The 15,114-nt window shown below is 43.9% G+C and carries 10 protein-coding genes; 4 read left to right on the top strand and 6 right to left on the bottom strand.

Translation table 11 applies throughout. The features are described 5' to 3' along the window. Positions 1–157: 157 nt before the first annotated feature. Positions 158–1,144 carry a homoserine kinase gene (gene thrB, locus F6K51_RS05615; RefSeq protein ID WP_293018760.1) on the bottom strand — a complete coding sequence of 329 codons (987 nt, stop codon included), beginning with the start codon at positions 1,142–1,144 and terminating at the stop codon, positions 158–160. Between the two features lie 761 nt (positions 1,145–1,905). Further along, complete coding sequence (locus F6K51_RS05610; RefSeq protein ID WP_293018759.1) at positions 1,906–3,702, bottom strand: serine/threonine-protein kinase; 1,797 nt, start codon at positions 3,700–3,702, stop codon at positions 1,906–1,908. Positions 3,703–3,894: 192 nt separating this feature from the next. Between F6K51_RS05610 and F6K51_RS05605 the strand changes: the two genes are divergently transcribed. From F6K51_RS05605 to F6K51_RS05595, 3 genes are all read left to right on the top strand, one after another. Continuing rightward, entirely contained in the window at positions 3,895–7,077 is a 3,183-nt protein-coding gene (locus F6K51_RS05605) for a WGR domain-containing protein (protein WP_293018757.1), read from the top strand. Between the two features lie 351 nt (positions 7,078–7,428). Beyond that, positions 7,429–9,069 (top strand): SWIM zinc finger family protein, encoded by a 1,641-nt coding sequence (locus F6K51_RS05600; protein WP_293018755.1) that lies wholly within the window; start codon positions 7,429–7,431, stop codon positions 9,067–9,069. Positions 9,070–9,512: 443 nt separating this feature from the next. Continuing rightward, entirely contained in the window at positions 9,513–10,925 is a 1,413-nt protein-coding gene (locus tag F6K51_RS05595; protein WP_293018753.1) for a reverse transcriptase domain-containing protein, read from the top strand. Between the two features lie 180 nt (positions 10,926–11,105). On the opposite strand, the gene F6K51_RS05590 is transcribed toward F6K51_RS05595, so the two are convergent. The 4 genes from F6K51_RS05590 to F6K51_RS05575 form a co-directional block, all read right to left on the bottom strand. Further along, positions 11,106–11,822 (bottom strand): hypothetical protein, encoded by a 717-nt coding sequence (locus tag F6K51_RS05590; protein ID WP_293018751.1) that lies wholly within the window; start codon positions 11,820–11,822, stop codon positions 11,106–11,108. Between the two features lie 91 nt (positions 11,823–11,913). Continuing rightward, on the bottom strand, positions 11,914–12,243 hold the full coding sequence (locus F6K51_RS05585) for a hypothetical protein (RefSeq protein WP_293018749.1): 330 nt from the start codon (positions 12,241–12,243) through the stop codon (positions 11,914–11,916). Positions 12,244–12,252: 9 nt separating this feature from the next. After that, on the bottom strand, positions 12,253–12,933 hold the full coding sequence (locus tag F6K51_RS05580; RefSeq protein ID WP_075897757.1) for an actin-binding WH2 domain-containing protein: 681 nt from the start codon (positions 12,931–12,933) through the stop codon (positions 12,253–12,255). A 328-nt stretch (positions 12,934–13,261) separates the two neighbouring features. Next, positions 13,262–14,125, bottom strand: a complete 864-nt coding sequence (locus F6K51_RS05575) for a methyltransferase domain-containing protein (RefSeq protein ID WP_293018860.1) — start codon at positions 14,123–14,125, stop codon at positions 13,262–13,264. A 180-nt stretch (positions 14,126–14,305) separates the two neighbouring features. Between F6K51_RS05575 and F6K51_RS05570 the strand changes: the two genes are divergently transcribed. After that, a partial coding sequence (locus F6K51_RS05570; RefSeq protein ID WP_293018746.1) for a potassium transporter TrkG occupies positions 14,306–15,114 on the top strand: 809 nt, incomplete at its 3' end.

Here is a 15,114-nt window from a genome sequence, read left to right as displayed (position 1 = left end):
CAGTAGCCATTGCTACCAAAAAATTAAAGAATTGTTAAAAATTTAGGTTAAGGTGGGTCACCCCCAGAACCCTTCTGCTAAGGGGTAAGAGATTTTGGGTAATCAGCTAGCAATTACCAACTATAACCAGCAGGGGGTCATACTATCGGATGTGGTATTAGCTAATCAATTCCAGAGCAATCTTGGTGCCGTGGGAATCTAGAGAAAGCGATCGCACTTGAGCCTGAATCCCGGCATCGGTCCAAGCTACCGCCATTGCCTCCTGAACCGCTGGTGCTTGGGACTCACTCACCAAGGCCAACAAAGTAGGACCAGCCCCACTAATCACCATGCCATAGGCTCCAGCATCCAAAGCTGCCGCCTCCACAGCGTCATAACCAGGAATCAGCTTTTGGCGATAAGGCTGATGTATCCTGTCTTGCAAACCGACCCGTATCCAATCCCCCTTACCAGACTCCAAACCCCGCAACAACAACCCCAAACTGGCCACATTCAACACTGCATCAGCACGGCTGTAGCTATCAGGCAACACCTGCCGTGCCTCCTGTGTTGAAAGCTCGAAATCTGGAATTGCCACCACCGGAACCAGATCAGAAGACCAAGCAACATCACAAACTACCCAATCCTGTTCTTTTGCTTCGGGTCTTTGGGGTCTTTGGGGTTTCATCGCCAAACCTCGACCGGTCAAACGACATCCCCCCAAAAGCGCTGGAACCACATTATCAGGATGCCCCTCAATTGCGATCGCTAACTCCATTACCTCCTGATGAGAAAGAGGTTTACCCGCTAACTGATTTGCAGCAATCAATCCTCCAACAATCGCTGTGGCCGAACTCCCCAATCCTCGTGCCAAAGGCACCCCCAAATCAATCTCTAGGTGTACCGGAGGCGGAGTTTTTCCCAGACGCTCATATAAGGTCACAAACGCTCGATAGACAAGATTACTCTCATCTCTACTCACCTTGTTGGCTTCCACACCAGTAACATCAATCTTAAGCTTGACTGATCCAGAATTTACCGACTCCAGGCGAGTGACTTTAAACTGGTTATACACAGTTAGCGCTGCGCCTATGCAATCGAAACCTGGTCCTAGATTAGCGGTAGTACCGGGCACAATAACCCTGACCGTAGAAACAACAGACATTTGACAATATTCTGAACTAAATAATCTTGCCCTAAAAATTGCTCTCCTGTCTACCGGGTTTAGTATATTTATTTACAGTTGGTTGCACGTAAGTGATTTTCAATTGAATAAACGACACCCAGACAGAAGTGAGAACGATTAATTATCTATGGTAATCATGAATCAGTGTATTCTCAGCCTGTGAAAAATTCGATAAGTCCTGACTGCAGAGCGTGCTGATACAGCATGTTTGAAATCATCAAAGGCCGATCAGCTGCTAGGGGAGTTCTACATTAATAAAACCTGTTACTCCAAAGCCAAACTATTAAACACCTATAAAATTACAAAATTTTATAAGATACCAAGTTTTGTTAATCACGAACTCAATATAGCGCTTTTCAATTGGGTGAGGTGCATTTGTTTAGGGAGCAGGGAGCAGGGAGCAGGGAGCAGGGAGCAGGGAACAGGGAACAGGGAACAGGGAACAGGGAACAGGGAACAGGGAATAGGCAAAAAATAATGTGTTCCTCATTAGTATGGAAAACGCTATATAGCTGAGCGCTTTTTGATAATGGGTAATAGGGAATAATAAATTACCTAATTAAATATCAAAAAATATAATAGCGGCTTGGGTGGTTAACTATTAATTGTTAAACATTGTTAAACGTTGTAGGTAAACCATAGACCCACAAATAAAAGGGAGTCGAGATCTATTATTTTGTTGCGGTCACAAAAAACTGAGTGCAGGCAGTAGCGCGATCGCTCGTCCAAATAAATACCTTCTAAGGCTTGATCAAATTTCTCTCTAATTTCCGATAGGTTTTGACTTGCCGCAGACGCTCTAATGGCGGATAGAGAATCATCACACCTAAGGGAACTGCTGTCACTAAAATGGCGATCAGTACCAACACATTTAAAAATCCCAGCTTTAAACCGATACCTAAACTAATGCCCAAGGCTACCGATAACACAGGCACTCCCAGGGCTAAGATTTTACTAAACCCACGCTTTCGGCAGCTTTGAGCGACTCCTTCCCCTTCAAAGGCTGCCATAAACACTACCGCATCCACTGCTGCAAAGGTAGCAATCGCGCTATCGGTAGCGCGAAACTTGGCACCAAATCCAGCTACCAACAGGGCTGCTACTCCAGCAAAAAACACTGCTGCTACGGTATCCATAGCCTTTAACGGAATACTAAACCTGGCTCTGAGTCTTGCGACCAGTTTCGAAATCACCCCAGATGTCACAGCCGCAGTCAATCCCAGCATTGCCACCAAGACTGAAACAAAAGTAGCGATCGCAATCCCGATTGTCCCACTGTTACTCACAATTCCCTCCCAAGCCGTAGTTTCAACCCACGTAGCTGTAGTAGCTAAGCCAATCAATAGCGCTAGGGATAGATAGGGAAGTTTTTTCGTGGCAATTGGTACCGGAGCAGTATGGATTTTCAGGGGTAAAACCTGAGTTGACTGTTCAGCATTAGTGTGAATTAATACCTCTCGCTCATAGGTTTGGTCTGCCATCAGCTTACTGGTATCTATAGTAATTTGGCACAACCCTTGATTACCATTAACATCAGCTGTGTCCAATCGAATCCAGTCATGGAAGTAGGGAGTGTGGGGTGGGTCACTCACATGGGGAGCAATTTGCCAGCGGCTTTCTAAGGCTGTGTCTGGAACTGTATTACAAATGGTGATAGTTTTTGTCAGTTTTTCCCCTAATTTTTTAGCCCTCAATTCTAGATACGATTGGGATAGTTTTGCCTCTGGAATCCGGATAACGTAGATTGGCTTAAGAGCTTCTAAAGCCGTTTCAGCATCAGGAAAACGGTCCTTAGGTTTGAGTTCTACCATCCTTTGCAGCCACTGCAGCCAACCCAAACTTACTTGAGGTAGACGATGCTGAAAATTGAGACAATAGTCTTCATCAATTAAGGTATTAATAGTAGTCGATCGAGTACCAGTCAGTAAACAAATCAAGGTCGCTCCTAACCCATATAAGTCTGACGCTTTACTTAGGGCTTTATCAAATAACTGTTCCGGAGCCATAAACCCGATAGTGCCTTTGGCTACAGTACTCACCGCTAGTTCACTATCACCAATCCGAGCCAACCCGAAGTCTACCAAAAAAACATTGATCGTCTCATCTACTAAGATATTTTCTGGTTTGATATCTCGATGAATGATCGGAGGAATCCGATGTTGTAGGTAAACCAGAATGTTGAGTAACCCAACCGCGATTTGCTTAATCTCCTCCGGGTCAAAACTACGAAGTACAGCCAGGGAAGGAGCATGTTTGTATTCCTGTACCAAACAACAGCCCCTAGTGGTTTGAAATGACCCTAAGTAACGGGGAATACCGGGATGATTCAGTCCCCTCAACACTTGAATTTCCCCTTCTATGGTCTCATAGTCTGACCAGTTACTGTTGCGTTGAGCAAACTGAAACTGCTTGATCACTACCAATTGGTGATTGACCTGGTTTCGGGCTAGGTAGGTCACTCTCCCACCAGCGCGATTATGACCCAATTCCCTGATCACTTTGAAATGGTGACTGGATAAGTCTGGAAAATTGCTCATTAATCTATCGGGTACATCAGAATCAAGCTACGCAGCAATGGGCAAGTCTTAATCCTTTCGGTTAGGCTGGGCTTACCGTGCTTCTATTTACGATAGCTTTAGGATTGGGGAACGAGAGCGACTAGATAATTTTTTTAATATCGTGGTAATGACAGGCGTTTCTACTTCTAACTGGGTTTTCCCTGATGTCTTATGAAACTGATCAAACGCACTACGCTCCATTATCAAGCTGATAACTCAGATAAAATCTACGAAGTCGATCTGTGTGATCTCGGTAACGATCAGTATATCGTTAACTTCCGCTATGGACGCCGTGGCAAGACCTTGAAAGAAAGTTCAAAAACTGCTCAGCCGGTAGCTTTGGCTAAAGCACAACAAGTGTTTGATCAGTTAGTGGGCTCAAAACTCAAGAAAGGCTATCAAGATGTAACTGAGCCATCAAATAGTGAGACTCAAGAAGAGGTTAATGACTTAAATAGCAGTAACGTAGTTAGCAACGACCCACGCCATCAAGCCATTCTCAACGCAATTGCAAATCCAGATAATAGTAAAGGCTCTAGTAAATGGTCCCAAACCCGAGCGATCTGGCGGGCTGGAGAACTTAAAATTCCTGAAGCTACGCCCTTAATTATCCCTCTGATTGGGACTGATCAACCCTTAAAAGACTACTGCATTGCTTGGGCTTTGGGATGGTGTGGTGATGAGCATGTAATTCCTCACCTCCAACGCTTGTATGAAACCCCTTCAACTCCAGACTTTGTCAAGGGGATTGCTTGGGAAGCCTGGATGAAACTCTGTGATCAATCAACTCAAGAACGGTTGCGCTCTCAACAGATAGAGCAATTGCCTGCCGAATTGCAATCCCATATCGAAACCGATAATCCTGCTGACTTCTCTAATGCCCTAGTTACCTATCTAGACAGTAACGACTATACTCGTTTTGGTGTCCTCGATACCCTATATCAAATTAATAATGCTCAAGTGCGTCCAGCACTACTAAACATCTTACGCACTGCTCCCCTACGCCCCAACTACTTCAAAGCCATTCGCCACATATTCAAGATTGCCGAATATCGGCAAGATGCGGAAGTATTTGGCATTATCGCCTACCGCCTAGACACCGAGCCACCAATGTTTCGTCAGTCTTATTGGCATCGATATTACTGGGACAGAAATAGTCGCAAATATATTCCCCGTGCCAATTACCTCGGTAGTCCTGATGCTAAACGCGCTTACAGCAACGTAACTCGTGACTATCTACGGCGGCGGGTATGGCGGACTCTCAGGAAATTGGGTGAAGAATGCGATTGCCTTTGGCACGGCAAAGCCGAACGCAATTACATAAATCTAGCCCTAGAGATATTACTCCAATATTCTGATTCTGATGGGGTGCCCGCCAGAACATCAACCTTCTATCGCTGGAACTACTCGAACTGGAGTCGCACCAGCTACACTCGCAACTGGGACAGCTATGCTGGTTACTTAACCTTTAACCATATTCTCTATACCAATAGTCCCCGTTACCAATTAATGCCCAACAGCCAGGCATGGCGTTGTCGAGACAACTACAAACCCGGTGATCCAGAACCAGATGTGCGAGAAGAAGCCTTTCCTAAACTTTGGGAGCAACATCCAGAGGCACTGCTACAGTTACTATTAGAAAGCCATTGTCATCAAGTTCATGAGTTTGCCGCCAAAGCCTTAAGGGTATGTCAGTCATTCTGTAATCAAATCGATACAGAGACTGTAATCAGACTAGTTAACAAACCCTACCAAGTAACCGCTCAACTCGGCTTTGAACTAGCAACACAAAAATATAATTCCGATAATCCCGACAATCCTAACCTAGACTTATTACTTGCCTTAGCCAACTGCCAGTTTCCACCAGCTCGTACTCAAGCCCATCAGTGGATACAAGCAATACCAACTCACTTGATTACCGGCAGCCAGCTGATCATCCCTTTAGTGATCAGTCAACACTCCGATACCCGTACCTTTGCCCGTCAGTTACTGACTCAATCAATAGTAAGTGAAGCAACAGCTAAAGTATTAATCGGGCGAATTATTGCAACAGTACTCGCACTAGAACCAACTCAAACCGATATCGCCAAAGACACTGCTCAAACCCTGCTTCTAGGTTTTACCCCCCAACTCAGGACATTGGGTATGGGAGTAATACTAGATCTGCTCCAACACCCCATGCCAGAAATCCAGGAATTGGGAGCAAGAATCCTATTCAATCACGAAACTCCTGCCGCTGACTTACCACCCAAATTAATTGAATCACTCCTCAACGCTCCCCATCAGTCAGTGCAAGGGATTGGGGTTCAGATTTTCGGTCAACTTCCCGATCAACGGTTGCTACAAGACTACGACTTAGTATTAGCGATCGCAACCAATCAACAAGCACACTTGCGTCAAGGTATTCGTCCAGTAATTCAGCGCTTAGGACAATTATATCCAGAATTTGTAACTCAGCTAGCCACAGAAATTATTACCCTATTGCAGCTACCAGAAAGACATCAAGGTGTTCACCAAGATTTAGTCCAACTGCTACGAGAAGACTTACCCAGCTGGATGACTAGGATTACCAAAGACAACGCGATGGAACTTCTCCAAGCCAAATCATCAGCCGCTCAAGAATTAGTAGGATTAGTACTCCAAGCTAACTATACCACTTGGGGATTAGAATTAAAAATTCCTGACATTGTTAAACTAGCCAATCATGAAATCCTATCCGTCCGTCAAGCCGCTTGGGCAATGATTGAGCAAATCATCAACCGTATCCGTAGCAATTCTCAAGACATGTTAGCGGCAGTGCGATTACTAGAAGCAAAATGGCAGGATTCCCGAGAATTTGCTACACAACTGTTTAGCCAACAAATTACCGAACAAGACTGGACACCTGAAGTCATGGTCAGTATTTGTGACAGTACTCGGGATGATGTTCGTCAATTTGGGCGGGATTTAGTCTTACGTACCTTTCAGCAGAGTTATGGTCAAGATTATCTGCTCAAATTTAGTGAACATCCCAGTCAAGACATGCAGCTATTTGCCACTAACTATATAGAACAGTATGCCCTAGATAATCCCGACCGTTTGCAAGACTTAATTCCTTACTTTATCAGTATTTTGTCTCGGGTTAATCGCGGACGAATTGCTAAACAGCGCGTGTTTGCATTTCTAGAAGCTGAAGCCCAAAAAAGCCAAGCAGCTGCTAAAATAGTAGCAGAAATATTAACACGACAATCCATCACAATGGCTATTGGTGATAAAGCCCGTTCAATTCAGATAATGCTTAAAATTCACCAAAACTATCCTAATCTTCCTCTTCCCATCAACGTTAAACCAGTCTCCGAAGTAAGAGGAGTGTAGGGATTTATAATTTGTTGATTTTAGGGAACAGGGAGTCGGGAGTCGGGAGTCGGGAGTCGGGAGTCGGGAGTCGGGATTACCTATAGTAGGAGAAACCCTATAGCATTTTCAACTATATCCTGATAGCTCATCAAACAAAATACTGATTCAGTCTAACACCAAAAACTATTATTATCTATTTCCATTATCTATTTCCTAATTTTTCCGATTCCCAATTACCGATTCTAACTTCTGACTTCTGACTTCTAACTTCTAACTTCCCGATTCCCGATTCCCGATTCCCGATTCCCGATTCCCGATTCCCGATTCCCTCCTTAACAATTAAAAAAATACTTCAATTCCCTAAAAACCATGGAATTTAACTACGCCTATAAAAATAATACAGCAGTTAGCGATCGCGGCAGCAGCACCCAAATGTCCTTCTCCCCAGACACCAAGCGTCCTCCCACCTACTTCATTGGTGAATTAGGGAAAAATGTAGCCTTTCGAGAAGCCATCAGCGCCCTACATGACGTAGTAGTTTCCGATTTACGCTTCAAACCCAAAGACAGAACTGAGTATAAACAATGGCGTGCCAACCAAGACCAACAAGACTGGCAAATCATAGCCGCACAACGCCAAGACCTCGCCAATAAAATTCAACCCTTACAAGCAGAACTAACTCAATTAAATCAGAACCGATATCAACGATTATCCACCTTTTATAAAGCCAGACAGCAGTACTACAATTACCTTTATGAGAAAGACCGTGATGCCTGGTTTGTCCTCGATCCAGTAATTACCGTTCATCCCGATGAAGTCTTCTTTGAATGTTTCAGCCAAGATGAATCCAGTTATGGCCGACTAGGAGCCAGCTACGAAGTCTTTAAAACTATCAGCGAATTCGCCTGCGGTACAACAAACATAGACTACTCCGCCGCCCTATACAACGAATTTCAAAAAATCCGCAGTTACAAGACAACCCAATTTGAAATTGACCCCTCCGGTTTTGAAGTAAAAACCACCCATGAAGCAGCATTTAAAGAAGTCAAAATTGACCTACCAGACAGTTGGGTAAGAGGATTTCTACAAGTCAGTTCCGCCATGGCCTTACCCGCCACCACCTTTGACTTGCAGCCCATGGATATTCACAATATCTGTTTTGTGTTGCGTCGCCACAAAGAAAAAACTGGCCCACGGGGAATGCGTTACCATCTCAAACCAGGAGAACCCGTGCGAATAGTATTTGAGCCTTGGAACATCGAAGTAGTCTGTTCGCGATCGCCCTATCAAGGTTCATCAGAACAGATCATCCGAGTGTGGGGACGCCGCCGCCTCCACATCCTAGAACGTCTGATTCCCATTGCCAACAAATTTACCATTCACCTACTCGGAACCGGCATGCCATCCTTTTATGTAGCTGACCTAGGGGATATGTCCTTTACCCTCGGTTTATCAGGATGGACAGCTAACGATTGGTCCCAAGCTGGGAACTTTGACTTAATGGCACCCCGTGCAGATGTAGATCAGTGGACTCAACAACTCATTTTTGACGCACTCAGAGAAAACTGGGTAGAAAGTCCCGATAGTCTCGCCCAGCGGTTAGACCTAAGTCCTACTGCTGTCCTAGGTGCCTTAGGAGCTTACACCCAAGCCGGACGAGCCATTTACGACTTAAACAAGCAAGTATATCGAGTCCGGGAACTCTCCCGAGAGCCCTTACCCATGGAACGGTTACGGTTTGCCAATCAGCGAGAAGAAACAGCAACCCGCTTCTTAAGTAACAATGCCGTACAAGTAACCTCAGTAAAAGACGCTGGAGGTACACTCCAGCTACAGGGAAATGTCACAGATAAAAGCAAAACCTATAATCCCGTTTTGACAATTGATCGTGATGAACGTATAATAGCAGCAGAGTGTACCTGTAATTGGTATCAGCAAAATAAGCTGTACAAAGGTCCTTGTGAACACATTCTGGCGTTGCGGATGCAGCACGCTCGTCAGTATCAATAAATCACGTCCATTCCACCAGTTGGTAAACAGCCTTGCAATCTGGGCGGTGGATCGCCGTCCCTGCGATAAGTTCAACCACGCATCACTAGCCTGCTCGTGACTGTGCGGGCTGTCGGGTGCTATCGCTATTACGGTTTCGTTTTCTTAAAACTAATTAGCGATAGCACCCGAGCCCGCTTGAGTTGAGCAGTCTAGTCCGAGGGAGTTTACGAAGGGGTAACCAACGGAGTAGGCGTGATTTTTTTGTATAGAGCTAATCATTAATGGTATCACAAATAACCTTCAACTAACCTTAAAAACTATAGCCTTTTTCCTAGCTATGAGGTACACAGGATTTTTTCCATCTTCCGACTTCCCTCTTCTTTCTTACCTACTCCCTGCTCCCTGCTCCCTAAAACCCAAGAATTTGTACCTTACCCAATTGCAAACTGCTATAAAAACCCATGTCAGACCAACCCCGTACCCGTCAGGAACTCTACGATCGCATCCGCCAAATAGGTAAAGAAGAATTCGTGCTCGAAGAAATGATTCGCTACGGATTTTGGCCAGCACAAGGTGAAATGCCAGAAGATCCAGCTGATGAAATTCGACGGCGGGGAGAACTCCAGCGAGAACTAGCCCAACTGCGTCAAGAAAGTAAGAAACTACAAAACGAACAAGCACTGCGTAAGCGCTTGCTAAAAGAACGGTTAGCAGAGTCCAGGCGTAAGCGTCAGGAAACCAAAGAAAGACGGGAACAACAACGGCTCGAACGTGCCCAAGCGTGGGCTATACGCCAGCAAAAGGAAATACTATATCTCGGTGAGGAAGTATCTCCAGGTCTAAACCATACCGAAAGCGATCGCATACGATTAGAAACCTATAAATTACCCCTGCTTAGCACAGCCCAAGACATTGCTCAAGCCATGGGGATTACCCTAGGACAGCTACGCTTTCTCGCATTTAATCGCAAAACCGCCACCATATCTCACTACATTCGTTTCAAGATTCCCAAAAAAACCGGTGGAGAGCGATTAATTTCCGCACCCAAACCAAAACTAAAACAAGCACAACACTGGATTCTCAGCAACATACTAGAAAAACTAGAACTAGACAATGCCGCTCACGGCTTTCGACGCGATCGCTCCATAGTAACCAACGCCCAGCCTCATGTTGGTGCTGATGTCATTATCAACATTGACCTAAAAAATTTCTTCCCATCCATTTCCTACCCACGAGTCAAAGGACTTTTCCGGTCATTCGGTTATTCAGAAGCAGCAGCAACAGTATTTGGATTACTATGTACAGAAGCCGACATCGAAGAAGTCGAACTAGATAGCAAAACCTACTACGTAGCCACAAGCGATCGCCACCTCCCCCAAGGGTCCCCCGCTTCACCAGCCATTACCAACATATTGTGCCGTCGTTTAGACCACCGACTAACCAACCTAGCCACAGACTTAGGCTTTATTTACACCCGCTATGCCGATGATCTCACCTTCTCCGCCTCCGGTGATAGCCTCCGCTTTATCGGTAAACTCCTAAAACGCACCAGCTCCGTAGTAGCTCACGAAGGGTTTACTATCAATCAACAAAAGACCCGAATCCTACGCAAATCCCAACAACAAGAAGTAACAGGAATTGTAGTCAACCACCATCTCAATATTTCCAGAAAACAATTAAAACGCTTCCGTGCTACCCTCTATCAAATCGAAAAAGACGGTCCAGACAGCAAACACTGGGGAAACTCCAGTAATGTAATCGCAGCCATTCAAGGCTACGCCAACTTCATCGCCATGGTCAATCCCGAAAAAGCAGCCCCGTTTCAAGCACAAATCCAACGCATCAAAGAGAAATGGTTATCTAATCAGCATTAGGTCTCAGCTTACTTATTTTTGAATTAAGAATTAAGAATTAAGAATTAAGAATTAAGAATTAAGAATTAAGAATTAAGAATTAAGAATTAAGAATTGTGCATTCTACATTCTACATTCTACATTCTACATTCTTCATTCTGATAGACAACTTTGGCCAAAAGGCCACGCTACCCGAACAACTTACCGCTTACCTCGTAAATTTATCACCTCCTTATGTACACTCATACCAATCTGAAGAGACTGATTCAGTAAGCGACCATACTCACCAGTTTCCTCACTCAGATCAAAAGCCATCAAAGTAGCCAAATTATCATCAAGATTGCTTAACAATGCCTGACGACCTTCAAGTAAATTCTTATGACTTCTGATTAAATTTTCCACTTGTAAAGCATTAACTAAACTTTTTTTAGTAATAGCGAGAGATTTAATTACTTTTATCCGGCTTTCAGAGTGCTTGAACTCAGTAATTGAGCCCTCAATTGCCTCTATTCGTTCAGCTAAATCAATCGCTTTAATCACACCATTATAGTTATCAACCTGATCCATTAACCTAACCAAAGACTTAATTCGCTTTCCTTGTTTATAAAGATATACATTACCAATCACTATCCCTGAAACAAACAATCCCACCAGTATAGTAAATAGCCCAGTTATCCCAGCCTGGTCTTCAGGCAAATTGCCTGAATTTTTCATAAAAAGCAGGATTGGAGGCAAAAATAAAATTAGACTCAGACCCAATATAAATATCTCAGTTAACAGAACCGATAACATATTCTTAGGCTTCTTAAATATAAACCCCCGACAAAAATCAATAGCCACCAGCTTAGCAAAATTCAGATCTACCAGGTTTCTGATATCCTCTGACGTAATCTGTAAATTACCTAAATTTGATGACATATCATCTCGCTCCTGTTAACCATTTTATGATATCTTGTACCAATCCCAATCACTTGCGTAGGGTGCGTTAGGGGCGGACTTGCCCTTATTTTCAGCCTCGTAGCCAGGGTTGGCATAGTCCGCCCCGTAACGCACCACCCTTGGGCGAGCCCTCATTTTCCCCCTCTTCGAGCCTTGTTCGGAAAGCTCGTCCGGAAATGAAACGGGCAAGATGCCCATTCCACCAAGATGCCCATTCCACCAAGATGCCCGTTCCACCCACCGTGTCAAATAGCTTTAATGAGATGCACCCAAACCACACTGCGAAGAAATCAAGTCCTCTTACTTGCACCCAAGCAATCCCATCCGTTATCGATATAAGAAATAGCGCTGCGCGCAGCGCTATACCTGCCACAAGTGTGGCTTCAAAATAGCAAATCAATAGTAAGCCTTAACCCCAACCCAGCATTCTACCAATTAACTGCAACACATGCATATAAAAATTACTCTCTAGCTCGCGAAATAGGGCAAAAGGTTCCCCAGGAGCTCCGAAGAATGGTCTGAGGGTCCATCCCAATTGGCTACCAACAAATCCATAGAGCACTAACCAAGCTTTAAGAATCCTAGTGCGATATTTGTTTTCTTCAGCTTCTTGCTCAGTGATCAATCCCATGCATTGGTAAAACACATTGACACCAATTAACCCAGTGATGCCAAATATTACTATATTTAAGAGCTGAAAAAATGTATAATCATCAATCGAGAGACGGAAAAAGAGAGTGATAGGAGCAAAGCCAAATAGCATCACACTAATCACAGATGTCGCCGCCAAAAGCAAAGCTAGGTACTGCCCAAAACTACGTTTAGAGCCTGAGCTAATCTCAAAAAAATATAAAGTTGGTAAACAAATCAACAGTGTTAAGAGGTATAACGCCGGTAATTTGATAGCTGAAGAGATAATCTGGAGGGGGCCACTAAACGAGCCGATAATTGCACCATAAATCCCAAAAAATGCCGAGCTAGCAATCAATAAAGAGATAATCTTGATATCAATCCTAATCCCTTGGTCAACCTCCTTCAGGAATCTTTGGCGATCGCGCAAAAACTCCATAAGCACAGTAAAGTGGTTCATGACCTACTCCTAATTAAAATTTAAAGCTACAAGATACAGCCACCTAACACGTTCAGCCACCTAGGATAAAATCTAGTAATATAGCACTAATTTTTACTAGCATTAGTGCTTACCACAATAATCGATGGATTTACCATTGCCCATGCCAAATTGCCATTGGCAACTAACTCACTGTTATATATATAATTACTTCACGGGATTTGACCTCCTTTCCGTAAAATAAACTGCTAATTAACATGGGATGACCCCATAGGAATCATCAGATTTGGGTCATATACAACTGATTTTGATAACTCAAGGTATCAGCAAATGATTTCCGTTACAATCCTCACTTGCTGCCATACAACAACCCATAACGAATCAACCCCCGGCGATACCCTCGACTCATCAACCCCATCGACAGTGCCGCTTCCACAATTTTCCAATTACTTTTAAGCAACCCTAAAATCGCTTTCGGCTCAAAAGCAGAATCAATCACAATATCCCAAAACGGTTCAACCGCATCTGACCAATCCGCCGTCCGAATAGTTTGGAAATTCAAATTGCCAGCAATTTCCTCATACTCCTGCAACGAAATCACATAAGGCAAACAATAAACCCGATAAATTTCAGCCAAATGCTGCTGTTCATCTGTTGTCAATTGTCCCGTCGCCAAGGTGATCGGACGGTGACACCAAGTTGCCATTAAAAACCTTCCCCCAGGTTTAAGCACCCGATAACATTCTTGAAGAAACTGTTGCTTATCCGGCATATGTTCTCCACTCTCCATCGACCAGACAAAATCAAACGTTTCATCAGCAAAAGGCATATCCAAAGCATTAGCAACCTGAAACTGAACCCGTGTCGCCAACCCAGCCTCTTGCGCTCGTTGAGTTCCTCGTGATGCTTGAACTGGACTTAAGGTAATGCCAGTAACATTTGCTTCAAACTGTTGCGCTAGATAAAGTGAACTGCCACCAATCCCACAACCGACATCCAAAATAGTACTAGCTTGCTCCACTTCAGCCCAACAGAGCAATTCATCAATCAAGTCAATTTGTGCCTGATATCGGTTTTTCCTCTCAGTACCCGCCCAGCCATAATAGCCATGGTGCATATGTTCACCCCAAACTGCTTCCCACAAGCCAGAAGAGGCATCATAAAATTCCTGAATCTGTTTTTCAAGACTCAATTTTTCAAGACTCAATGTCATATTATGTCCAGTAGCATCGTTCCGTATCACCAACTATAGCGGTTCTCAGTTCCATAAACCATACCCAATTCGACGGGGGCAGGCCGTGGGCTGCTACTAAGGGAAAAGGGTCTTGACAGATGGTAAATCACAAATGAACAATGACAAAGACAAAGGACAAAGACAAATCACAAATGACCAATGACTATTCCCCGAACCATTTGCCTTGGATTCCTTTCCGTAATTGCCATCGGAACTGTTTTGCTAATGATGCCATTTGCTGCTAGTGATGGCACATGGACTAACCCGATGGTGGCACTATTCACCTCAACCTCTGCTGTCTGTGTTACTGGTCTAGTGGTTGTCGATACTGGCTCCTATTTTTCCTTTTGGGGACAGTTGATTGTGCTTGCCCTCTTCCAAATTGGCGGTTTGGGCTATATGACCACCACCACATTTCTCATTTTAATACTGGGGCGCAAGTTCAAATTAAAGCAGAAAATCGCCATTCAACAAGCCTTAGATCGACAAGGTTTACAAGACAGTGCAGCATTAATTCGTTCTATCATTGCCACAGCAATAATTTTTGAAATCACAGGGATTTTTCTACTTTTACTAGTGTTTATTCCCGATTATGGATTATACCAGGGACTCTGGTTAGCCATTTTTCATAGCATCAGTGCTTGGAATAATGCCGGATTTAGTCTTTTTCCAGACAGTTTAACAAGTTATCAGTCATCTCTTCTACTGAACCTAGTGATCACAGCTCTAATTATCTGCGGTGGCATTGGTCAACAGGTAATTTTTGAGTTTTATCTTTGGTTGCGCGATCGCATGCTCCGACGACGTCAGTCTCTGGAATTTTCCCTGAATTTTAAAGTAGTCACTAGCACCACTATCTTTTTGTTGATAGTGGGAGCAATCGCATTTTTATTCATCGAATTTAATAATTATAACACTCTAGGCTCTTCAACATTATTATCAGACAAATTTCTCCAAGCTTGGTTTCA

The sequence above is a fragment of the Moorena sp. SIO3I8 genome, assembly GCF_010692325.1.
In the GTDB taxonomy this organism is placed as follows: Bacteria; Cyanobacteriota; Cyanobacteriia; order Cyanobacteriales; family Coleofasciculaceae; genus Moorena.
Note: the sequence above shows the minus strand (reverse complement) of the source record. Positions and strands in the feature narration are given on the sequence as shown.